The sequence below is a fragment of the Pseudomonas cichorii genome (genome assembly GCF_003700275.1).
Lineage (GTDB): Bacteria > Pseudomonadota > Gammaproteobacteria > Pseudomonadales > Pseudomonadaceae > Aquipseudomonas > Aquipseudomonas cichorii_B.
In genome coordinates this window covers 92706-114900 of record NZ_RBRE01000017.1, presented here as the reverse complement: position 1 = coordinate 114900, position 22195 = coordinate 92706, and the positions used below count along the sequence as shown (strand labels likewise).

Annotated in this window: 15 protein-coding genes and 1 pseudogene; 8 read left to right on the top strand and 8 right to left on the bottom strand. The window is 57.8% G+C overall.

Going from position 1 to position 22195, the window contains the following annotated elements:
* Nucleotides 1-68: 68 nt before the first annotated feature.
* The gene (locus ALQ04_RS05435) at nucleotides 69-1949 is read right to left on the bottom strand and encodes a methyl-accepting chemotaxis protein (protein WP_122314823.1); all 1881 of its coding nucleotides are present in this window, start codon (nucleotides 1947-1949) and stop codon (nucleotides 69-71) included.
* Between the two features lie 384 nt (nucleotides 1950-2333).
* On the opposite strand from ALQ04_RS05435, the pseudogene ALQ04_RS27615 reads away from it, so the two are divergent.
* The 3 genes and pseudogenes from ALQ04_RS27615 to ALQ04_RS05425 all read left to right on the top strand — a co-directional run.
* Nucleotides 2334-3353: pseudogene (locus tag ALQ04_RS27615) on the top strand (methyl-accepting chemotaxis protein); the annotation flags it as partial.
* Nucleotides 3339-4256 (top strand): methyl-accepting chemotaxis protein, encoded by a 918-nt coding sequence (locus ALQ04_RS27610; protein ID WP_409077238.1) that lies wholly within the window; start codon nucleotides 3339-3341, stop codon nucleotides 4254-4256. The pseudogene ALQ04_RS27615 and the gene ALQ04_RS27610, both read left to right, overlap by 15 nt.
* 251 nt (nucleotides 4257-4507) lie before the next feature.
* Complete coding sequence (locus ALQ04_RS05425) at nucleotides 4508-6430, top strand: methyl-accepting chemotaxis protein (RefSeq protein WP_122314821.1); 1923 nt, start codon at nucleotides 4508-4510, stop codon at nucleotides 6428-6430.
* Between the two features lie 38 nt (nucleotides 6431-6468).
* Here ALQ04_RS05425 and ALQ04_RS05420 read toward each other — a convergent pair whose 3' ends face one another.
* Complete coding sequence (locus tag ALQ04_RS05420) at nucleotides 6469-7098, bottom strand: hypothetical protein (protein WP_259644927.1); 630 nt, start codon at nucleotides 7096-7098, stop codon at nucleotides 6469-6471.
* A gap of 253 nt (nucleotides 7099-7351) precedes the next feature.
* Nucleotides 7352-7921, bottom strand: a complete 570-nt coding sequence (locus ALQ04_RS05415) for a hypothetical protein (protein ID WP_259644926.1) — start codon at nucleotides 7919-7921, stop codon at nucleotides 7352-7354.
* 288 nt (nucleotides 7922-8209) lie between these two features.
* Between ALQ04_RS05415 and ALQ04_RS05410 the strand changes: the two genes are divergently transcribed.
* The 3 genes from ALQ04_RS05410 to ALQ04_RS05400 are packed head-to-tail and all read left to right on the top strand — an operon-like array spanning nucleotide 8210 to nucleotide 11583.
* Complete coding sequence (locus tag ALQ04_RS05410; RefSeq protein ID WP_122314819.1) at nucleotides 8210-9208, top strand: glycosyltransferase family 2 protein; 999 nt, start codon at nucleotides 8210-8212, stop codon at nucleotides 9206-9208.
* Between the two features lies 1 nt (nucleotide 9209).
* The gene (locus ALQ04_RS05405) at nucleotides 9210-9551 is read left to right on the top strand and encodes an EamA family transporter (RefSeq protein WP_122314818.1); all 342 of its coding nucleotides are present in this window, start codon (nucleotides 9210-9212) and stop codon (nucleotides 9549-9551) included.
* Nucleotides 9552-9570: 19 nt separating this feature from the next.
* Nucleotides 9571-11583 carry a hypothetical protein gene (locus tag ALQ04_RS05400; protein ID WP_122314817.1) on the top strand — a complete coding sequence of 671 codons (2013 nt, stop codon included), beginning with the start codon at nucleotides 9571-9573 and terminating at the stop codon, nucleotides 11581-11583.
* Between the two features lie 4 nt (nucleotides 11584-11587).
* Here the strand turns inward: ALQ04_RS05400 and ALQ04_RS05395 are convergent, their stop codons facing one another.
* The 5 genes from ALQ04_RS05395 to ALQ04_RS05375 all read right to left on the bottom strand — a co-directional run bounded on the left by ALQ04_RS05395 (nucleotide 11588) and on the right by ALQ04_RS05375 (nucleotide 20239).
* Nucleotides 11588-15973 carry a glycosyltransferase gene (locus ALQ04_RS05395; RefSeq protein ID WP_122314816.1) on the bottom strand — a complete coding sequence of 1462 codons (4386 nt, stop codon included), beginning with the start codon at nucleotides 15971-15973 and terminating at the stop codon, nucleotides 11588-11590.
* Nucleotides 15960-17324, bottom strand: a complete 1365-nt coding sequence (locus ALQ04_RS05390; protein WP_122314815.1) for an ABC transporter ATP-binding protein — start codon at nucleotides 17322-17324, stop codon at nucleotides 15960-15962. The genes ALQ04_RS05395 and ALQ04_RS05390 overlap by 14 nt, the downstream gene beginning before the upstream one ends.
* The gene (locus ALQ04_RS05385; protein WP_122314814.1) at nucleotides 17314-18144 is read right to left on the bottom strand and encodes an ABC transporter permease; all 831 of its coding nucleotides are present in this window, start codon (nucleotides 18142-18144) and stop codon (nucleotides 17314-17316) included. Before ALQ04_RS05385 ends, ALQ04_RS05390 begins: the two co-directional genes overlap by 11 nt.
* A gap of 51 nt (nucleotides 18145-18195) precedes the next feature.
* Entirely contained in the window at nucleotides 18196-19110 is a 915-nt protein-coding gene (locus tag ALQ04_RS05380) for a glycosyltransferase (protein ID WP_259644941.1), read from the bottom strand.
* 421 nt (nucleotides 19111-19531) lie between these two features.
* Nucleotides 19532-20239: a metallophosphoesterase gene (locus tag ALQ04_RS05375; protein WP_122314812.1), complete on the bottom strand. Its 708-nt coding sequence runs from the start codon at nucleotides 20237-20239 to the stop codon at nucleotides 19532-19534.
* Nucleotides 20240-20417: 178 nt separating this feature from the next.
* On the opposite strand from ALQ04_RS05375, the gene ALQ04_RS05370 reads away from it, so the two are divergent.
* Entirely contained in the window at nucleotides 20418-21245 is an 828-nt protein-coding gene (locus ALQ04_RS05370) for an NAD(P)-dependent oxidoreductase (protein WP_122314811.1), read from the top strand.
* 44 nt (nucleotides 21246-21289) lie between these two features.
* On the top strand, nucleotides 21290-22174 hold the full coding sequence (locus ALQ04_RS05365; protein ID WP_122314810.1) for a glucurono-1,5-lactonase: 885 nt from the start codon (nucleotides 21290-21292) through the stop codon (nucleotides 22172-22174).
* The last annotated feature ends 21 nt before the right edge of the window (nucleotides 22175-22195 follow it).

Below are 22195 nucleotides of genomic sequence, written 5' to 3'. Positions count from 1 at the left end.
AGGCCAGTTCTGCAAACCCCGTCAGCCGCTTCCTGGCAGCAGGAAAAGCGGCTGATGGGGTTCCATGATCAGATCTTGAAGCTGTCCACCAGTTGCTTCAGGCGCCCTGCCTGTTGCGACAGCGCTGCGCAATCCTTGAGGGTTTCATTCAGGTTGGCCACACCCTGCTGATTGAGGGTGTTGATCTGATTGATGTCCACGTTCAGGGTTTCCACCACGGCGGTCTGTTCTTCGGTAGCCGCGGCGACCGACTGGTTCATGCCGTCGATTTCACTGATGCGCCGGGTGACATCCAGCAGACGATTACCTGCCTGGTTGGCAACCTCAACGCTGTCCTGACTGGACGCCTGGCTTTCATTCATGTTCAGGACCGCTTGCTGGGAACCGGACTGCAGTTCACCGATCATCTTGTGAATCTCGTCGGCTGAAACCTGGGTGCGATGCGCCAGGTTGCGCACCTCATCGGCAACCACGGCAAAACCGCGTCCGGCATCGCCAGCGCGTGCAGCCTCGATGGCAGCATTCAAGGCCAGCAGGTTGGTCTGCTGCGAGATGCCCTTGATGACGTCCAGAATGTGCCCGATGTTGTCGGTGCTGGCATTGAGCGTTTCGATTCTGCTGCAGGAGTCGCTGATCTTGCTCGACAGCTCGCTCATGGCGCTGATCGTCTTCTCCACCACGATCCGGCCGTCTTCGGCCTGTTCACGGGCTTCGCTGGCCTGGGCAGACGCATCGGACGCATTGCGGGCAATTTCCTGGGTGGCAGCACCCATCTCGTTGATCGCTGCTGCAACGCTATTGGTGCGCGCGCTTTGCTCATCGAAGCCTGTGATCGAGGCGTTGGATGATTCCACTACGCGCCGCGACAGGTCATGCACCTGGAGCGTTGCCGACGATACTTCGGCAATCGAGGCGTGTACGCGCTCGACGAACTGGTTGAAGGAGCCGCCAAGCTCGGCGAACTCGTCCTTGCCCTGAATCTGCAGGCGGCGTGTCAGATCACCTTCACCCTGAGCGATATCCTGCATGGCGCGGCCCATGTCGGTCAGTGGGCGCATCAAGGCGCGGATCAGCAGGCTCAGCAGCAAGGCAATCACGGCAACGGCAATCAGCACCGCGACCAGCGCGGAGCTACGGAACTGGCTCAGCGGGGCATAGGCCTTGTCTCTGTCGATGCTCAGGCCGATGTACCAGTCGGCAGACGGCAAGCCGGTAATCGGCGTGAAGGACAGGATTCGCTCCTGGCCGTTGAGCTTCACCTCACGCAGCTTTTTATCCAGGCTCAGGGTCTGGCCGGGATAGATGTCCTTGAGGTTCTTCAGCACCTGATCCTTGTCCGGGCTGACGATGACCTGGCCGTCGCCGCTGACCAGAAAGGCATAACCGATACCGCCGAACTCGACAGAGTTGATGATCTTGACCAGCGTCTCGAGGCTCAGGTCGCCACCGGCCACGCCGGAAACCTGGCCGCCTGACTTGATCGGGCTGGCGATAGTGACCACCAGGCCGCCCACCGAGGCCAGATAGGGCGCGCTGAGGATGGTCTTGCCCGCTTCGACAGTGGATTTGTACCAGGGCCGTTGACGTGGGTCGTAACCTGCCGGCATCTCGACATTCGGGCGTTGGGTAAACGTGCCTTTGCTGTCACCGACATAAGTGAACTGAAAGGTGGAAACCAGAGAGGACTGCGACACCAGTCCACTCAGGTCGCTGCCTATGCCCTGATAGGCAACATCCTGAGTGAGGTTTTCCAGCACCAGAATGCGCCCGCTGAGCCAGTTCTGAACACTGCTGGCAGTCAACTCGCCGGCTTGCCCGACCGATGTTTCAAGATTCTGACGAATGGTCGTGCGTTGCAGGTAATCGTTATAGAAGGTGAACAATGCGAATGCCAATACCACGACACCCGATGCCGCTAACAGAATTTTATGACGGAACTTCAAGCTCATTACAATAAATCTCGGCAGAAAATAATAGATTTTGGATGTTTGGGTACTTTGTTTTTATAGGGGCGTTCTATTCGCTATCACTAAACTACTATATACCCACACGCGAAAATAGGTCTTGTTTGGATCCATTGTAGGCAGATTTCTGGCGTCTTTTTTATGACAGGGTATGACGATAATCATTCTCTGCATGCCTTTATAAACGTGGTCTTCAGCGAATGAAAGGTTCGTGAAAGGTTGGCGATTGTTTTTTCAACTTCCTCATTTTTTTATTTCAGGTCGGCGGTGATCTGCCGATAGCGTCATTACGTATTGCCCTTGCTGCGACCTAAAACAACAACCTTCCAGCGGCCATAATTTGAAACTAGACGATCCTGGAGAAAGTCGATGAATAGCTGGTTTGCTAACATCAGCGTAAATATGAAACTGGCCCTTGGGTTCGGTCTAGTACTTGTTTTTACTGCCATTCTTGCCCTGACTGGCTGGACCAGCCTCAGTGGGTTGATCGACCGCAGTAACTGGATGAGCGATATAACCTCGCTCAACTCCCAACTGACCAAATTGCGGGTGACGCGCCTGCAATACATGGTAGCCAATGGTGACGAAAAGGTAGCCGAAACCGTTCAGGTTTCCCTCGACGGCTTCAAGGGCTATCAGGAAAAATTGCTCAAAAGCTTCAAGAGCCCGGAAAACGTCAGGCTTCTTGAAAAGCTCGGTGTTGTGATCGGCGATTATCAGAAATCCTTGAACAACATGCGCAATGGTTACCGCACCAGCACTGCCATGCGCACCGAAATGAGCGTCAATGCCGTCAAGGGTGCCGACCTGATCGAGCAGATCCTGGCCGATGTCAAAAAGCTGGACCCTGCTGACGAAACCCGTTTCAACCAGTACGAAAGCATCATCAATTCCAAGGAAGACCTGATGCTGGTGCGCTACGAAGTTCGTGGCTATGCCGCAGACGTAACGCCTGAAACCGAACAGAAAGCCATTAGCCAACTGGACGATGCGATCAAGGGGCTGGCTCCGCTCAAGGCCACCCTGAGCGGTGTGCATGCCGATCGTCTGAAGCAACTGGAAACCGTGCTGCTCAACTACCGTGCCGCGCTGCAGAACTTCAAGTCTGCCAATGCCGATATCGTTCAGGCCCGCAAGGAAATGACGGTTCAGGGCCAGGACATCGTCAAGATCAGCGAAGACATGTATCAGATCCAGCTGGATCGTCGTGACATGGAGAGCGCACAGGCTCGCAACATGCAGATCGGCTGCACCATTCTGGCGCTGGTCCTGGGCATCCTGGCTGCAGTGATCATCACCCGTCAGATCACCCGCCCATTGCAGGAAACCATGGCAGTGGTGGATCGCATCGCTTCGGGCGATCTGACCCAGACCATGGCGGTGACCCGTCGCGACGAACTGGGCATCCTGCAACAAGGTATCCAGCGCATGGGCACCACGCTGCGTGATCTGATTACCGGGATTCGCGATGGCGTGACCCAGATTGCCAGTGCTGCCGAAGAACTGTCGGCCGTGACCGAACAGACCAGTGCCGGGGTCAACAGCCAGAAGGTCGAGACCGATCAGGTGGCGACAGCCATGCATGAGATGTCGGCCACTGTTCAGGAAGTTGCCCGCAACGCCGAGCAGGCTTCGCATGCGGCCTCCAATGCGGACCGTGAAGCCCGTGACGGTGACAAGGTGGTGGGTGAAGCGATTGCCCAGATCGAGCGTCTGGCCACTGAAGTGGGCCGTTCGGCTGACGCGATGAGCGAGCTGGAACAGGAAAGCGACAAGATCGGCAAGGTCATGGACGTGATCAAGGCCGTGGCTGAACAGACCAACCTGCTGGCGCTCAACGCGGCTATCGAAGCTGCGCGGGCCGGTGAGGCAGGTCGCGGGTTTGCGGTGGTGGCTGATGAAGTGCGTGGCCTGGCCCAGCGTACCCAACAGTCGACCGAGGAAATCGAAAGTCTGGTGGCGGGTCTGCAGAACGGTACTCGCCAGGTGTCGAGCATCATGCTCAGCAGCCGCGAACTGACGGCCAGCAGTGTTTCGCTGAGTCGCAAGGCCGGCGTATCGCTGGGCAACATTACCCAGACCGTGTCCAACATCCAGGCGATGAACCAGCAGATCGCGGCGGCCGCTGAAGAGCAAAGCGCCGTGGCCGAGGAAATCAGCCGCAGCATTATCAATGTGCGCGATGTTTCCGAGCAGACCGCTTCGGCCAGTGAAGAAACGGCCGCTTCCAGCGTTGAACTTGCCCGTCTTGGCGGACAACTGCAGATGATGGTCAGCCACTTCCGCGTCTGATAGCCCCCGCTTGATCCTGAGCCCGGCCTTTGCCGGGCTCAGTGCTTTCTGAGCGGCAACCGCTCTATTTCAGCCTTTTGGCGCCTTTGCTCAGACTAAAGTTTACCTACTAATTAATGGCCACAAGCCATCCTTTCTGTTATTCATGTAATCATCTATATCAATCTGTTAGTTGCAAACGCCCACTTGCTGGACAACGGGTTGCGGGTTCAAAACGTTCTGGCGGCTGCCCGGAAAATCGAAGGATTGTCATGAATACATGGTTTGCGAACATCAGTGTCAAATTGAAACTGGCCGTGGGGTTTGGCGTGGTGCTCATCCTGACGTGCCTTCTGGCACTGACTGGCTGGGGTGGCCTGGGCAGCCTGATCGAGCGTAGCGAGCGCGTGGCCGACATCATGAGTATCAATGCCGATATGAGTGAACTGCGCCTCAGACGTCTGCAATACGTGACCGAGAATGGTGACGAGAAGATGGGCGATGTGGCTCAGGCCGCTCTGGAGCGCCTCAAGGCAAAACTCAACGCAGCGCTTCCGATCTTCAGTTTTCCGAGCAATCAGGAAAAACTGCAGCAACTGAACAGCCTCGCTACGCAATACCAGCAGTCGTATGACCGGATGCGCGAGGCTTACCGCGCCGATGCGGCACTGCGTAAGACCATGGGCGTGCACGCCGTCAAAGGCGCGGAAATCATTGGCCGGATCATCGACGATGTGATCAACATGTCGCCTGCCGACGAGCGCCGCTTCGAGCGTTATCAAGCCATTCTCAAGGCCAAGGAAAACCTGGCCCTGATCCGTTATGAAGTCCGTGGCTACACCGGCAATCCCAACGAAACCACAGAAAACAACGCCTATCGGCAGCTCGGCACCGCCTTGCAAGGGATGGTGCCGCTCAAGGCCGCATTCGCTGGCAGCTATGGCGATGAACTCCAGCAACTGGAAAATGCCATCATCAGTTATCGCCAGACTGTGGATAACTTCAAGACTGCCAATGCGGCGATCAATACGGCGCGCAAGCAGAATACCGAGCAAGGCGTGGCGATGGCCAAGGTCAGCGAGGCGCTGTATGAACTCCAGGCCAGCCGTGGCGAGGAAGACAGTGAGCATGCACGTAACATGCAGATCGGTTGCACCTTGTTGGCGCTGGTGCTGGGCATTCTCGCGGCGCTGATTATCACCCGCCAGATCACCCGTCCGCTGGAGGAAACCCTGATTGAAGTGGACCGCATCGCATCGGGCGATCTGTCGCGCAATATCAGCGTGACCCGCCGCGATGAATTGGGCGTTCTGCAACAAGGTGTGCAGCGCATGAATGCCACCTTGCGCGACCTGATTGTCGGGATCCGCGATGGCGTGACCCAGATCGCCAGCGCTGCCGAAGAGCTGTCGGCGGTGACCGAGCAGACCAGTGCCGGGGTCAACAGCCAGAAGGTCGAAACCGATCAGGTGGCCACCGCCATGAACGAAATGTCGGCCACCGTCCAGGAAGTTGCGCATAACGCCGAACAGGCTTCGCAAGCGGCATCCAGCGCCGACCGCGAAGCCCGCGACGGTGACAGGGTTGTGGGTGAGGCGATTGCCCAGATCGAGCGTCTGGCCAAGGAAGTGGGTCGCTCGGCGGATGCCATGAGCGAGCTGGAGCAGGAAAGCGACAAGATCGGCAAGGTCATGGATGTGATCAAGGCCGTCGCCGAACAGACCAACCTGCTGGCGCTCAACGCGGCCATTGAAGCTGCGCGGGCCGGTGAAGCGGGTCGCGGCTTCGCAGTGGTGGCCGATGAAGTGCGCGGCCTGGCGCAACGCACCCAGCAGTCCACCGAGGAAATCGAAAATCTGGTGGCGGGTCTGCAGAACGGTACTCGTCAGGTATCGAGCATCATGCTCAGCAGCCGCGAACTGACGGCCAGCAGTGTGTCGCTGAGCCGCAAGGCCGGCGCATCGCTGGGGAATATCACCCAGACGGTGTCGAGCATCCAGTCGATGAACCAGCAGATTGCTGCGGCTGCTGAGCAACAAAGCGCCGTGGCCGATGAAATCACCCGCAGCATTGTCAATGTGCGCGATGTTTCCGAGCAGACCGCTTCGGCCAGTGAGGAAACCGCCGCTTCCAGTATCGAACTGGCGCGTCTGGGCAACCAGTTGCAGACAATGGTCAGCCGCTTCCGGGTCTGACCGACCGTGCCCAGGGCCTGCGGGCCTTGGGGTTAGCTTTATTCGGCGCCGGTGATCGCGTCCACGTATTGATCGACGGCGATCTGATCGGCCTTGCGTTTCCCGGCTTCGAGAAAGGTCTGGAAGTCATCGCTGTGCAGCAATGCATCGATTTCAAGACTCAGCGTGTGGCGTACCGCTTCAGGCACGAATGCAGCTTCGTGTTCGGTGGTGTAAGAGCACTCCCGCGTCTCGATCAGTTTGCTGCGCAGCTTTTCCATGCCCCGACCGCTTTCGACCCGCTTGTAAGTCGAGACGAAGAAGGTTTCACCACGCCCGGGCTTGTTGCTCGTCACGTAGGCGACCGCACACAGCCCGACGCCACTTCTCTTGCGCCAATGCACGGTGGCACGGTCGTCCAGGTGCAATACGTCGCCTGCATGCCACGCCAGACCGCTATGGCGCAAGTGAATGATGGCGCTTTCCAGGGCTTTGCGCGTGCCGCCGAAAGACGGGTCGGTAAAGCGCGCCAGCAGCACATTCTGTTTGTTCCTGATGACCTTCACGAGCCAGGCATTGCCGCGTACCTCACGGCTGATGCCTCGTGGAACGCAGTAGGTGATGCCATCCACAATCCGGTCGTAGCAGCGCAATTGCGTAGTTCTGGCCATGCAGGTCAGTTTTGCCATGATCAACTTTCCTGGGGGGGTGAAGACTCTTGTAAAAGGTGTAAGCGATACCAACAGACAAATACCGGGAACATGAGTCGAGGGCGTAACTCAACACAGGAAAACAAGCGACATATCAGATGTTCGATACCGGGAGAATTATCCTCGTCTTGCCAGAGTCGACTCAACCGGTTGAATGTAAACAAAAGGTAAAACAGAGCCGGTGTAGAGCTTGAATGTACGAGCAGACAACAAGTTAATACCCGCCGGGTGTCTAGGGACCCTGGTCCCGTTCCAGCTTCTCGATATACTCGGTCACGGCAATGTGATCCGCCTTTCTTCTTCCCGCCTCAAGAAAAGCCTGGAACTGCTCGCTTTCAAACAACTGATCGACCTCGTGGCGAATCTTCTTCTGAGCGGAATAGGGAATCGTCGCAATCCCCTCTTCCATTTCATAGGCGTTTTCCAGCACTTCAACCAGTTTGGAGCGTAGCTTGCCCATGCCCCGACCACTGGCAACCCGCTTGTAAGTGGACAGGAAAAAGGTTTCGCCGCGCCCCGGACCCTGCTTCGGCACATAAGCGACAGCACACAGACCGGCGCCACTCCTCTTGCGCCAGTGGGCGGTGGCATGTTCGGTCAACTGCAGGACATCGTCGCGGCGCCAGGCATGACCGCTATGCAGCAAGTGAATGATGGCGGCATCCAGGGCGCGTCGGGTTCCGCCGAAACGCAGATCCGTGAAGCGGGCCGAAACCAGGACATGTTTATTTTTCAGGACGCGCACGATCCAGACTCGCCCGCGTGTTTCACGAGTGATACCGCGTGGAACGCTATAGGTCACATCATCGACAATCCTGTCGTAACACCTTAGGCCTGAAATATCGATTTCAGAGGGTGTATTCATATAAGTGGTTCAGCTATGGGTTGGGAAGTTAAAAGCTGGAAGCACTGCGCACTATCTGTAAAACACGTGTTACTGTCAGAAATATTAACGGTGTTTCAAATATAATTATCTAACACTGCTGTTCTTATATGACACTTCTGAATATGGAATTCTTCGCTTAGCTGAACTTAACTGTAGCGCATCAGCCGTGTCCGATAACCCTTCTGCGACAGTCAGGCAAACTTCATGACGACTTACGACCTCATCACTCCTGTTCTCAGGACCGCAGTGGTTATCCCCTGCTTCAATGTGAAAAACCATATTCTGCAAGTGATCGCCGAGATAGGGGACAGCGTCAGCCGGATTTATGTTGTGGATGACTGCTGTCCCCAGGGAACCGGCCATGAAGTCGAGCAGCGATGCGCTGATCGGCGGGTCAGGGTGATATTCAACTCCGTCAATCTTGGCGTGGGCGGTACTGTCATGGTGGGTTATGCCGCGGCCCTGGCCGACGGCATGGATATCATTGTCAAAGTGGATGGCGACGGGCAAATGAACCCGGCCCTGATTCCCGCCTTTACCGCACCGATAGAGACAGGCGAGGCGGATTACACCAAGGGCAATCGGTTTTTCAATCTGGAAGAAATAAGCCGCATGCCCGGCCTGCGGATTTTCGGCAACACAGTGCTCTCGTTGATGAGCAAACTGTCGTCGGGGTACTGGGATCTTTTCGATCCCACCAATGGCTATACCGCCATTCACAGCGATGTCGTCCGGCACCTGCCGATGAGCAAGATCAGCCCGCGCTATTTCTTCGAGACCGATATGCTGTTTCGTCTTGGCACCCTGCGCGCCGTGGTGGTGGATATTCCGATGAGTGCCCGCTATGGCGATGAGGTCAGCAACCTCCGGATATCCGCGATCCTTGGCGAGTTCATCGGCAAGCACCTGCGCAACATGTTCAAGCGCCTGTTTTATAACTACTACCTGCGCGACATGTCACTGGCGTCCTTCGAGCTTCCCATCGGTATTCTGTTGCTGGGTTTCGGTACGCTCTTTGGCGCCTTTCACTGGGCGCTTTCCCTGCGTACGGGCGTTGCGACTTCGCCCGGCACGGTGATGTTATCGGCGTTGCCGGTATTGGTCGGTATTCAGTTCATCCTGGCGTTTGTCGGCTACGACATTCAGTCCGTGCCCAAACGCCCCATTCATCTGCAGAAAAAATTCCTCGCCCGGGAGCTCTAGCATGGCGACTTACCTCATGGCGTTTGCCTGTGTGCTGGGGATTTCCATAGGTCAGATACTGTTCAAGATGACGGCGCAGATCTTTCGCCAGAACGGCGATCTGTTCGATCCGGTCATGCTCGCCTGGTTTTTCCTGTCGCTGTTCCTGTACGGCATTACCACCATTGCCTGGATCGCCGTTCTGCAGAAAGCCGAGCTGGGCAAGATCTATCCGCTGATGGCCCTGGCATTTGTCATCGTGCCCATCGCCAGCCATTTCGTATTCGGTGAGCGGTTCCACATTCAATATTTCATCGGCGTTGCCACCATCATGACCGGCATCGTTATCACTGCCTATTCATGACGGCCGGGAGGCGAAAGCGATGGGAATTGCGCTGATCAAACTCATGATGCTGGCTGCCCTGTCTGCGCTGGTGATCTGCTTCATCAGGACAGATCTGCTCAGGCGCAGCATCAAGGCCCGGCTGAAAATCGATCTGCAAGAACCGCTGCTGTTCAGCTGCTGCGTATTGCTCGTGTTCATGCTGTTCACGACGTTGGGGTTGAGCGGTTCCTCCCTGAATCTGGGGTTGCGCCAGTCGCCTTTCATCGAGGCAGACATGACTCGCGTGTGGGGCAGCGAACAAGCGATACGTAGTGATGAGTGGCTGGTCCTGACGCCCATGGCCATCGCTCAGTATCAGCATGTTCCCCGTTATCCGGTGGTCAATGACAGGCTCGGGCTCGATGGCCAGAACATGCTGGTGGCGGGCATGACAGGCCTGCCGGTTGCGCACCTGTCGGCGCTGGCCAGACCTGCAACCTGGGGCTTCTTTGTCTTCGACCTGAAAAGAGCGCTGGCCTGGTACTGGTGGTTTCCGCTGTTCGGCTGTTTTCTGGCCCTGGCCCATGTCCTGCACGCCCTGGCGCCCGGTCGCTGGAGGCAAGGTTTTCTGTTCAGCCTGCTATTCGTTTCTGCGCCCTATGTGGTCGCCTGGTCATTCTGGCCGGCTTATGCGGTTTTCTTTCCCTGTATCGCCTTGCTGTGTCTGCTGAAAATTCTGCAGCCGCGCAAAAGCTGGCTTCTGGTACCGCTGGGCATTCTGGCAGGCGTTGCCGTCGCCGGTTTTTTCCTGCTGCTGTACCCGCCCTGGCAGGTAACGGTGGGTTATCTGTTCATTGCCCTGATCGTGGGAGTTGCGATACGCGACCGGCTGTACAGGAACATCACCCTGGAGTCGGTGCTGGCGCTGCTGCTGGCGTTACTGGTGGCGGGTTTACTGGCAGGAAGCTGGTGGCTGAGTGCACGTGAAGCCATCGAAGCCATGATGCACACCGTATACCCCGGTCAAAGAAACATCGAAGTGGGAGGCGATATCGCCTGGCATATCCTGCTCAAGGGCTACACCAATATCATGACCCTGCAATATGCCGAGCCGCGGCTTAACAACCAGAGCGAAGCGGCCTCTTTTTACTACTTTTTCCTGCCACTGGCGGTGCTGTTTATCAGGCGGGCCAGACAACGCTCACTGACGGCCCTGGAAATTGCCGTGGCGGTCATGATCGGGTTCATTCTGCTCTATATGCTGATGGGAGTCGGGCGCACTTTGTCCCACTATTCATTGTGGTCTTACGTCACATCCAAAAGAGCCGATCTTGCTCTGGGCTTGGCCTGTCTGGTCCTCACTCACCTGCTGATCCGCCCGCTCCGCATACCCTCCTTCGCAAGGAGCCACAACACTATCGTGATGGGCAGCATCGCGCTGCTTTGGGCTGTGCTGGTGTATGTGGCTATCAGGGCATTCGGTGAGCCACTGCCAACCGGTTTGAGTATGCCGATCATCCTTGCTCTGACGTTCATGGCCATAGCGTGTAGTTACTTCCTGCTGGTCGGGCGCCCGTATGCATTCCTGGGCCTCAATCTGGGACTGACACTGGCGACCACCTTGAGTTTTCATTCCCTTTCGATTGCGCCGCAATACTTGAAAAGCCCATCGGTACAGAGCGATGCCCCGGTCCTTGTGCTTGGCTCACAGATACCAGCAATGTTTTTGCTCGCCTCGGGTAATCAAGTGGTCAACGGAGTCTTTTATTACCCCCAGGCCAGCGTGTGGAGGCGACTGGACCCTGAGGGCCGGGAAGTGATGCTCTATAACCGCTATCAGCATCTCCTGTTTCTCGGTCAGCCCTCTGTCGAGGAACTACAGATAACCGTGCCGCAGGCCGATGTGGTCAAGGTGCTTGTCAATTTGCAGCATCTGGACTTTAACAGGACCGGTGCGGCCCGAATCATGGCCCCCGAAAGCGACAGTGCCCTGTTACGCCAGAACCCATCGCTATCCATCGAGCATGCCGAAAAAGGCTGGGCATGGTTCCGGGTCAAGCCGCTGCCCTGATGCATCACTCATCGATACGCGGAGGCCAGGCCAGACCGAAATCCTCATGTCCCAGGGTCAGGTTGGGGTTGTAGGCATAATCGGCTCTTATATTCGGCCAGCGCTCCAGCATGTAGCCAATCTCCTGGCTGAAGCGCTGTTGTTTTTCCGGCGAATCTTCAAAGCCACGGGTCGCGGATTCGTGATGGTACAGCTCGGCAAAAGGTGTCCACACGTTGACGTATCCGGCTTCTCTGATCCGCAGGCAGAAATCGACGTCGTTGAAGGCGACTTTCAGGTTCTTTTCGTCCAGACCGTCGACCTGCTCGAACAGGGATTTGCGGATCACCAGGCAGGCGGCCGTGACCGCAGAAAACTCCTGGATCAATACCGCTCGCCCGAAATAGCCATACTCGTATCGGGACAGAAACTTGTGCGAGTGAGCGGCAATCCCGCCAACACCAAGAATCACCCCGCCATGCTGAAGTCGCTCATCGGGATACCACAAGCGGGCACCGACCGCCCCGACATTGGGTTGCAGGGCCAGTGCAACCATTTCCTCCAGCCATTCAGGGGTGATGACTTCAATATCGTTATTGATCAGGCCGATCAGCTCGCCGCGAGCCAGTTTGACCGCCTGATTGTTCAGCGCCGAATAGTTGAAGGGACCGTCATCCCTGAGCACGCTGATACCCGCTTGCTCGCGCAGCCACTCGAAATACGCCAGAGACTCAGGGTCGTCGGAACCGTTATCGACCACGATGATTTCGTACGCGCGGTAGGTGGTCAGGTTCTGGATGCTGTCGATGCATTGCTTGACCAGCGAGCCTGCATTGCGGGTCGGAATGATCAGGCTGACCAGCGGTTCAGGCTGCGGCAGCGGGTAATGCACGCGATACATGCCCATTGGCAGCAACTCTGTCCAGCCCTGGCGTGCGGTGCGTTTCAGGTGTTCGTCCAGGGCTTTCACGCCAGCCAGGGCCGCGTAGGGTTTTTCACCGGGCGCCATGGCGGTGCTGCCGGCGTGGATGCGCCAGTGATACAGCACGCGGCTGATATGAATGATCTGATCGGCAGACAGTTTTTCGCTGCAGCGCAAGGCCAGGTCGTAATCCTGCGAGCCCTCGAAACTGACCCGAAAGCGCCCCACCTGCTCGACCAGGTCACGCCGGTAGACGCCCAGGTGGGAAATCATGTTCTGCGAGCGAAACAGAAACTCGTTCCAGTCAGGCTTGAAATAAGGTGCGCTGCGTTGCCCGTGCCGATCGATCTTGTCTTCGTCCGAATAGAGGATTCCGGCGTCGGGATGCTCGATGATTTTACGGGCCACCCAATACAGCGCGTGTTCAGGCAGCAGGTCATCGTTGTCCATCAGGGCAATGTATTGCCCCTGGGCGATTTCCAGCGCCGAGTTGCTGGCTTCGGAAATATGGCCGTTGGTGCGACGGAATATGACTTTTATCTGCGGGCTCTGTTGCTGCACCTGCTTGAGAAATTCCTGCACCGCGGGATTGCTGGAAGCATCGTCGGCAATGCACAGCTCCCAGTGCGGGTATAGCTGGTTTCTCACGCTGTCGAGGGCTTCGCGCAACAGGTCCAGAGGCGGATCGAATACCGGCATGATGACCGAGATCAGCGGAGGGTTTTCCCAACTGGCGATGCGCCGTGCGATGTTCTGGCGATCATGCTCATCGAGGGTGTCGTACTGCTTGATCCAGGCTGCATAGTCATGCCGGTCGGGCGTTGCGTCGATCTCGACCTTTACAGGTTCGGCGGGCTTTTCGTTCAGCAACCAGCGCATCCGTGCGAACAGGCCTTGCAGGCCATGTTCCTGCAAGACCTGCACAGCCCGTCGAGTGGTCGCCTCGAAGCCGCCACCGCGCTGGATAATCGAGGGCAGGCGTTTCGAGAGATGGGTCAGGCGATGTGACAGACGATGGGCTGCGATCACCGAGTGCCGCAGCGGAGTGCTCAGTCGCCGGCTATAGGAGTTTTCCAGCTCGTTGATGCGCAGGTTCAGGACGTGGATGCGGGTGTCCTTTTCCGCCTGCTGGCTGATCAGCGCATTTTCCAGACTGGCGATCAGCGTCTCGCGGCCATTGGTGCGGTGCGCATGGTCATGCAACAGGCGCTCTACGGCCTGGGCAGTGTCCTGGGTGCCATCGGAAATATTCTTGCGGATGAGATGCTGGCTGTCCTCAAGCTCATTGATACGCAGTACGAGGGTCTGAATCTGCTCATGCAATGGCTCGAAGGCCGTGCGTAGCGAAGACTCCTGTTGGTGCGCCCAATTGAGATTGCGGTTGATGCGCCGGGCGATCACCTCGTCGGTGTACAGCACCAGATCCAGCCTCAGCACCATGGCGCGCAGATCGCTCAGTTGTGACATGTCTACCGGCAGTTCCAGATACGGGTCATCGTCGAGGCAGATAAACAGCACCGACGTGCCGGCTCTTTCGATCTCCATGAGGCCGGATACCGAAGGCAATGATGCAAGCTCGCCATCCCAGCACCAGATTTCGGTGCGCGCCTTGAGGATCCTCACGTTATCCACCGCGAACGCGATATGGCGGTCGACCGGGTCGAGCCGGAGCCGCTGCGGGCGGGTCTTCAGCGCGGCCAGCGGAAACTGCAATTGTTGGTGGCCGGGCAGGACTTCCAGGCTCAGCGCGTAATCCTCCTTGAAGTTGCCAGCCTCGTCGCTGTAGTACAACTTGGCCAGAACGCGTGATTCCACAGGGGACTCTCGTGGATTGACGATCTGCTCGGGTTCCCAGTTGAGAAAGTGCCGCGCTGGCAGGCCGGTGGCAAACGCCTGGAAATCTGCCTCTTTGGCGATGAAGCCTTCCAGCTCCGGCTGGGTTATCTCCAGACCTGCATGACGCAGGCTGTGGATGATGAATTGGTGGCGTGTCAGCGACATCACACCGGGGCTCAATGGCAGGGCGCTGGCGATCAGCAGCAACATCGCGCGGATCAGCAAATGGCCGAGCAGCACGCCTTCGGTGACTTCCCATTCGATATCGATCAGGGCCGGATGAGCATGGGCATCGAGCAGAATGTTGTGCGGCACGGCATCGATAAACAGCCCCGGCAGGCGCTGATTCAGGGCGTTCAGTGGCGTTGCCTGGCCGCGTTCTTCGAGCAGCGTTTCAAGTGCTGCCAGATACCGTGAGATGAAAGCCCCGAAGTCCTTGAGGGTCCAGTCGGGTGCACTGGCGATATTCAGGAATTGCTGACTGAGTGCCTGGCCACGGCGATACCTGTCGATGTGCGAAAGCACATGTCGATAGGCGCCTGCTTCCTGAATGGCCGTTGCTGCGCGCAAGGGCTCATGCCGCACTTCAATACCGCTGTCGGTTTCGATGAACAGCGTCTGTTTGCAGTACCCGGGTTGTCTATTGACGTTGTAATGAGCGGCGAGCAATTCCGGGGCGACCACGGGCGATGGCGAACAGGACGCGGCGATCAGAAAGGAGTTGGCCAGCTCCATGCCCAGACCGTTGCTGACCACCACCGGCCAGGCGCGTTCGAGGTTGAACAAGGGGGCGCCGGGTAACTGCGGATCTTTCCTGGCGTTCTGCCAGGCCAGGGCCGCCGCATCGAAGCAGTCCAGTTCAAAACCGCGCTGGGTGACGATCGAGTTGGGCAGTTTGTAATCGGGCATCGGAAACAGGCATTCCGAACGACTGAAGCCGGCTTCTGCAAGCAAGGCCATCAAGCTCTTGCGGCCGAACGTCTCGGGGTCGCGCTCACGGTAGCGACCTTCAATGCCGTACATCGGCGTATTTAGGTGGTCTTCCGCGGCGCCGGCGAAGTACTTGAGCCCCAGCTGGTTTTCAATGGCCAGCAGCAGCACGCCATCGGGCTCCAGCAGGCTTCTGACTCGCTTGAGCATTTCCAGGGCGGCATCGCTTTGCCGGGCAAACATGCTGGCGTATTCCAGAACGCCGATCAGGGTAATGACATCGAAGCGCTGCGCCGGGTTGAACTGCTCGAAGCGTTCGGCCACGACGCTGACGTTGTCCAGGTCGCGGGTGCGGCTTGCGGCTATGGCGGCCCGACGCAGGCTGCCTTCCAGGCTCAGGACGCTGCCGCCGCATTCCCCCAGATAACGGCTGATGGCGCCGCAGCCAGCCCCGATTTCCAGCACCCGGCCTGACAGCAGGTGTGCAAAGGGGCGCAGGATATTTCCGCGTGCCCGGCCCAGGTGATACAGCGATGCCCAGTCGCTGCAATGCCTGCTCAATTCGCCGGACAGCACCGACAGGTCTGTGGCGTCACGGATGATCTGCGCCAGGCGTTCTTCGCTTTCGTCCCCGTCGCTGTAGGCCAGCCCCTGATAATCGGGGCGTACCCATACTCGAGTGTTTTTATCCTGGCGATAACCGCTGTGTTCAAGTTCGATCATTGTGGTGTTCCCGGTCGAAATCCATCGTAATGGCGAGATCGACCAGGCCGAACAGCGTGGTGGTCGGAGCGACAACGAAGTGAATGGAGTCATAGCGGCGGTCATGGGGAATGATGTCTTCCCCTTCCCGGGAGGCGACGCCTATCGAGATGAAGTAGTCGCCGCTGGCCAGCCGGTTGATGAATTTCATACGGGTCTTGAGATGTGAACCGGCGCTGTACAGGTCCTGGCTGGAAGCGCAGCCCAGCAGGTAGGAATTGGTGCCATAGACGGTGACGCCCTCCTTGGTCTTTATCGTGAACCCCAGCACCGGATGACTGATCGTGCGGTTGAAGCGGATGGCCAGGTGCAGCACGACCTCTTCACCCGGCCCGATGCTGGCAGGGAACTCGTTGCCGTTGGCGGCCAGATGAAAATCCAGCAGGCTGGCCGCGCCATCGCCCCAGCGATACTCATGCCGGTTGAAACCCATGCGTGAGCTGTAGGCGTCGTGGTCGAAGCTCAAGGTCGGTGCGTGGGGTTCGCGCTTATCGACCGGCGTCTTGCCCGGCAGCGTCGCGTTTGGCAGCGGTTCGATACGCCTGTCGCGGCCGAACAGCAGGTCCATGTAGCGATTGATGACCGGCCGGGATGCGCCAATCATTTCCACATGGCCCCTATCCAGCAGAATGGCGCGGTTGCAGTGGGTCACGACCTGTTCGCTGGCATGGGTGACCAACAGAATGCTGGTGCCGTTCTGCTTCAGTTGCCGCAGCCGCTCGAAGCACTTGGCCTGAAACTTCGCATCGCCGACCGACAGCGCCTCATCGACAATCAGCACTTGCGGATCGACCTGGGCCTGCACTGCAAAGGCCAGGCGCACCGCCATGCCGCTGGAGTAAGTCTTGACCTGCTGATCCATGAACTCGCCGATATCGGCAAAGTCGGCAATCGCACTGAAGCGCTGCTCGACTTCTTCGCGCGCCAGGCCCAGCACCGAAGCATTCAGGTAGACGTTCTCCCGGCCGGTGAACTCCGGGTTGAAACCCGAACCCAGCTCCAGCAGGGCCGCCACCCGGCCCTGGGTTTCGACTGCTCCGCCGGTGGGGATCAAGGTGCCGCAGATGATCTGCAACAGCGTCGATTTTCCCGAGCCGTTGCGCCCGACCACGGCCACGGTTTCGCCTTTGGCGACTTCAAAATCGATATTGCGCAGCGCCCAGAATTCCCGGCCATAGGTTCGGGCGGGTCGTCCCAGCAGCGACTGTACTCTGGGCACGATGGAGTGCAGCAAACGGTCCACGGGCCGCTCGTAGCTGTAAAAGCACTTGGAGACATCGCGTACGCTGATGGCTATTTCATCAGAGGACATCGGCAAACCCTTTGCGAGTTTTCTGAAAGAAGCCAAAGCCCAGCGCCGCGAAGCCAAACCCCACCAGCAGCGCCAGTGCCAGGCTGTCCCATTGCGGCCAGAGCCCGGACAACAGCACGTTGCGGCTTTCCTCGATGATGTACGTCAGCGGGTTGAGTTTCAGCCAGGGTTGATACGCCACCGGCAAGGCGGCGACCGGATACAGCACGGGAGACAGGAACAGCAGAACCGTGGTCAGTACGCCAATGAATTGCCCTACATCCCTGAGGTAAACGCCCAACGCAGCCAGCAGCCAGCTAAAACCCAGCGTCGCGATCAGCAAGGGCAGCAGGACCAGCGGAAAGGTAATGGCCGTTATCGGCAACGTATGCGTGAGCAGAAGTTGCGCCAGCAACAGCACAAGCAGACTGATCAACGCATGAAAGATCGCCGAGCCCAATGTCACCACTGGCAGGATCTCAAGCGGGAACAGGACTTTCTTTACATAGTTGTTGTTGGAAATGATCAGCGACGCCGAGCGGTTTGCGCATTCGGCAAACAGGCCGTGAACAATCATTCCCACGAACAGCAGAATGGCAAACTCGCCCTTGCCGGTTTCCTGCCCGCTCCAGCGCGCCTGAAAGATTTCCGAGAACACGAAGGTATAGACCGCCAGCATCAGCACCGGATTGAAGAACGACCACGCAATACCCATGACCGAGCCACGATAGCGGCCGACTACCTCGCGTCTGGTCATGGTCATGATGAGCTGGCGGTGATGCCACAGGCTGCGGATCAGTTCCAGCGGGCCAGCGGCAGGGACCAAATGAGGGTTGAGCATTCTGGCTCCGGTGACTTTTTTCGCGAATGAGCGGGGCGTCGTCGGCAGGTGTCACATGACGTTGAGGAGCACGGCGACCAGCAGGCCCAGATTGCCCAGCCTTGTCTGCCGGTAGATGTCGGTCCGCCTGAGACTGGCCAGGCGCACCCTCAACGAGGGAGAACGCAAGGCCTTGAGCTGTTCCAGCAGGTCGCGGTTTTCGTCTGTCAGGTACAGGAGCACCGCTTCCAGTGCGGCGATATTGGTGGTGTTCCAGTCCCGAAAGCGCCCTTTGAACAGCTGGCGAATCCGTACTGTCCGCGCCCGCCAGCCGGCGTTGGAGCCCACCAGATTGTGCTCGTGCTGGCGATAACCCACATAAGCCGTGGGCTCGTAGTGCACCTGGCCGCCCACGCCGGTAACCAGCAGGTAAGCCCACCAGTCATGGGACACGATATCCAGCGACAGCAATGCCAGACGCTCGGCGGCATCTTGAAACAGGCAGCGCGCCGCATGGTTGAAGACCATGGTGTTGCCGCCACCGATGTTCTGCACCAGAGCATTGGCAAATGAAGGCGGCCGCCCGAACAGCGGTGAGTGGCCCAGCACTTCACCCTGCTCACTGATCAGCTCGGTGCGCCCCAGATAAAGCGCCGGCTCGTCGTGCGGCACGCTTTGCAGCCAGGTGATCGCCACCTGCAACTTGTCTTCGTGCCAGATATCGTCCTGATCGCACCAGGCATAGAACTCAGCCTGCAGTGTGCGATTGCGGGTAAAGGACATGAAGTTGCGCGCAAAACCAAGCCCTGGCCCGCGCCATACATTGATTCTTTCTTCTCCCCACAAGGCTTGATAGTGACTCGCTATCTCAAGGGTGTTATCGCTGGAACCATCATCCGACAGGGCAATGAACCAGCCCGGCCAACGCTGGTTATTTATGGATTCCAGTTGTTGGGGCAAAAAACGCTGGCCATTGAAAGTGCACAGCAGAATGGCAACCTGGGCGCAATCAGGTCGGGTTTGCGAACGAGTGTTTTCATGGAGCGGCTTGTTGAATATCGGCGGCCCTGAACTTTCTTCAAAGATGGCTACCGCCTCTGAAATCGCTTCAGAAGCATTCAGGGATACGGGAGGCGTCAAACCTTCATTTACGCGCGAACTACCATGAATATGACTTGAGCGTCCTTTTTCAGGATCGTCGATCATTTTCAGGAGCCTGGGAATCGAATGGCCGTTTACTGCTGAAAGGCAGTGTGGCAGGCCCTTGCGCAGCCAGCCTTTTGAAGCGATGGATGGTTGCGCTTTTTAATGTTTATTCCATAAAACCGTCACACTGTTTCATAGCTGAAACATGAACTTTCGGTATGCCTTACGCCGTCATGAGAAATATTCCGTAAAGGAGCTTTGTTCAGGAATATTTGAGTTCATGCATGTACAGCGTATCGAGTTCCAGTACCGTGAAGTGCCCGCTGCTGTCTGCCTGCCAGCCGCCGGTATCGATATGAAAGACATTGCCGAGAATCTCGACCTGCGTCACCAGCGTGTGTCCGACAATCAATGCTCGCAGATCCGGGATGCCGCTGGTGTCTCCCGAACGCAGGCGCATGCGCGACCATTGGCAGGATTTGCGCAACTGCAATAAACCGGGCAATTCCTCGCGCAGCACCGAGCGCAGCAGATCCCAGGTGGGCAGCGGGCAACAGGCATGCACCATCCCGATCAGCCCGTGAATCGTGTCTACCTCCAGTGCGAGTGGCATTTGCGCGAAGCGCTCTGCGTAGTGCCACTGGCTTTCATCGGGCAGTTCCAGAAACCAGCTTGCGCCATTGGCGACGTACTGGTGGTAATCCTGCAGTTCGCCTTCGACATGTTCGATGGCCAATGCTTCATGGCTGCCCTGGACGGCAAAGAACCATGGCTTGTCCAGCCAATCCAGCGCCAGATAGCTTTGCGGGCCGCGATCGATCAGGTTGCCGACGCAAAACAGCCGGTCGATCACCGTATCAAAGCCGATCTGATCCAGAACCCCCTGCAGGCGCGCGAAATGCCCATGGATATCGCCGACCGCAAAATCGCGTCCGACAACGTTGGTATCGAGGTGCTGGAAAGTGTTCATCACTGGCCTATGCGTGGGTGATGTGCGGTTGTCAGTGGGTTCTGACATGAATGGGTCTACTTGCTCCCTCCACCGGTCCGGCTATCGTTTGCCGATGCGTTGACAAAGCGCGCCATGCTGTAAATACTCTTTGGTGTTGTACGACAACATATAACAATAACAAACAAGGAATTTTCTCATGACCATAGCTCGTCACACTCAAAATCCCTTCAACCGCCTCCTGCTCACAGGTGCGGCAGGAGGCCTGGGCAAGGTGTTGCGTAAAACGCTGCGTCCTTATGCAAAAACGCTCCGACTCTCGGATATCGCGCAGCTGGCACCTGCTATTGATAGTAGTGAAGAAATCCGCCTCTGTGATCTCTCCGATAAACAGGCGGTACACCAACTGGTCGAAGGCGTGGATGCGATCCTGCATTTCGGCGGTGTTTCCGTCGAACGTCCTTTCGAGGAAATCCTCGGCGCCAACATCAGTGGCGTGTTCCATATCTACGAAGCTGCCCGCCGTCACGGCGTAAAACGTGTGATCTTCGCCAGCTCGAACCACGTCATCGGCTTCTACAAGCAAGACCAGACCATCGACGCCCATGCCCCTCGGCGCCCGGACGGCTACTACGGCCTGTCCAAGTCCTACGGCGAAGACATGGCCAGTTTCTACTTCGATCGTTATGGCATAGAAACCGTCAGCATTCGTATCGGCTCTTCGTTCGATGAACCGCAAAACCGCCGGATGATGAGCACCTGGCTCAGCTATGACGACCTGACCCAACTCCTGGAACGCGCCCTGTATACGCCTGATGTCGGGCATACCGTGGTGTACGGGATGTCGGACAACAAGACCGTCTGGTGGGACAACCGGCTGGCCAGCCACCTGGAGTATTCCCCCAAGGACAGCTCCGAAGTGTTCCGCGCCAAAGTGGAAGCGCAACCGATGCCTGCGGCCGATGATCCGGCCATGGTCTATCAGGGCGGTGCCTTTGTCGCAGCAGGACCTTTCGGCGACGAGTAACTATCGTTCCACCCATCAGAAGACTTCATAGAGATCTGACTGCCATGGATGCTGAACTGATCTTCGATGCCCGTAACGCGACCGGGGAAAGCCCGGTCTGGAGCATTCGCGAGCAAGCGCTTTACTGGGTCGACATTCCGGCGGGACACCTGTACCGCTGGAGTGCCGCCGATAACCGTACCCAAAGCTGGAAAGCCCCGCAAATGCTGGCCTGCATCGCAGCCCACAGCAATGGCGGCTGGATTGCCGGAATGGAAAGCGGTCTGTTTCACCTGCAACCCGGCACGGACGACAGTCTGACCAGCACCCTTCTGGCCAGCGTCGAGCACGCGCAGCCCGGCATGCGTTTCAACGATGGCCGTTGCGACCGCCAAGGCCGCTTCTGGGCCGGCACCATGCTGCTCGATATGGCCGCCGGCATGCCAGCCGGAGCGCTGTATCGCTACAGCGCCGGACAACAGACCCTGAGTCCCCAACTGGAAGGTTACATCGTGCCCAACGGCCTGGCGTTCAGCCCCGATGGCAAGACCATGTACCTGTCCGACTCGCACCCCGGCGTGCAGAAAATCTGGACCTTCGACTACGACACGGATAGCGGCACGCCTCATGACCGCCGTCTGTTCGTGGACATGAACGAGTATCCGGGCCGTCCCGATGGCGCGGCCATCGATAGCGAGGGTTGTTACTGGATCTGTGGCAACGATGCCGGGCTGATCCATCGCTTCACGCCGCAGGGCAAGCTCGACCGCTCGGTGAGCGTACCGGTGAAAAAGCCAACCATGTGCGCCTTTGGCGGTGCAGGTCTCGACACCTTGTTCATTACCTCCATTCGCCCTGGCGGCGACATCGGCGACCAGCCTCTGGCGGGCGGTGTGTTTGCCTGCAAACCCGGTGTTACCGGGCTGGAGGAGCCTATATTCCTGAGTTGATCCACTGATCCTGAAAATCCC

What these genes read in the sequence shown, in the direction of transcription:
- ALQ04_RS05435 (WP_122314823.1), bottom strand. Translation starts at nt 1,949, where the DNA reads ATGAGCTTGAAGTTCCGTCATAAAATTCTGTTAGCGGCATCGGGTGTC.
- ALQ04_RS27610 (WP_409077238.1), top strand. Translation starts at nt 3,339, where the DNA reads ATGGCGGTGACCCGTCGCGACGAACTGGGCATCCTGCAACAAGGTATC.
- ALQ04_RS05425 (WP_122314821.1), top strand. Translation starts at nt 4,508, where the DNA reads ATGAATACATGGTTTGCGAACATCAGTGTCAAATTGAAACTGGCCGTG.
- ALQ04_RS05420 (WP_259644927.1), bottom strand. Translation starts at nt 7,098, where the DNA reads ATGGCAAAACTGACCTGCATGGCCAGAACTACGCAATTGCGCTGCTAC.
- ALQ04_RS05410 (WP_122314819.1), top strand. Translation starts at nt 8,210, where the DNA reads ATGACGACTTACGACCTCATCACTCCTGTTCTCAGGACCGCAGTGGTT.
- ALQ04_RS05405 (WP_122314818.1), top strand. Translation starts at nt 9,210, where the DNA reads ATGGCGACTTACCTCATGGCGTTTGCCTGTGTGCTGGGGATTTCCATA.
- ALQ04_RS05400 (WP_122314817.1), top strand. Translation starts at nt 9,571, where the DNA reads ATGGGAATTGCGCTGATCAAACTCATGATGCTGGCTGCCCTGTCTGCG.
- ALQ04_RS05395 (WP_122314816.1), bottom strand. Translation starts at nt 15,973, where the DNA reads ATGATCGAACTTGAACACAGCGGTTATCGCCAGGATAAAAACACTCGA.
- ALQ04_RS05390 (WP_122314815.1), bottom strand. Translation starts at nt 17,324, where the DNA reads ATGTCCTCTGATGAAATAGCCATCAGCGTACGCGATGTCTCCAAGTGC.
- ALQ04_RS05385 (WP_122314814.1), bottom strand. Translation starts at nt 18,144, where the DNA reads ATGCTCAACCCTCATTTGGTCCCTGCCGCTGGCCCGCTGGAACTGATC.
- ALQ04_RS05375 (WP_122314812.1), bottom strand. Translation starts at nt 20,239, where the DNA reads ATGAACACTTTCCAGCACCTCGATACCAACGTTGTCGGACGCGATTTT.
- ALQ04_RS05370 (WP_122314811.1), top strand. Translation starts at nt 20,418, where the DNA reads ATGACCATAGCTCGTCACACTCAAAATCCCTTCAACCGCCTCCTGCTC.
- ALQ04_RS05365 (WP_122314810.1), top strand. Translation starts at nt 21,290, where the DNA reads ATGGATGCTGAACTGATCTTCGATGCCCGTAACGCGACCGGGGAAAGC.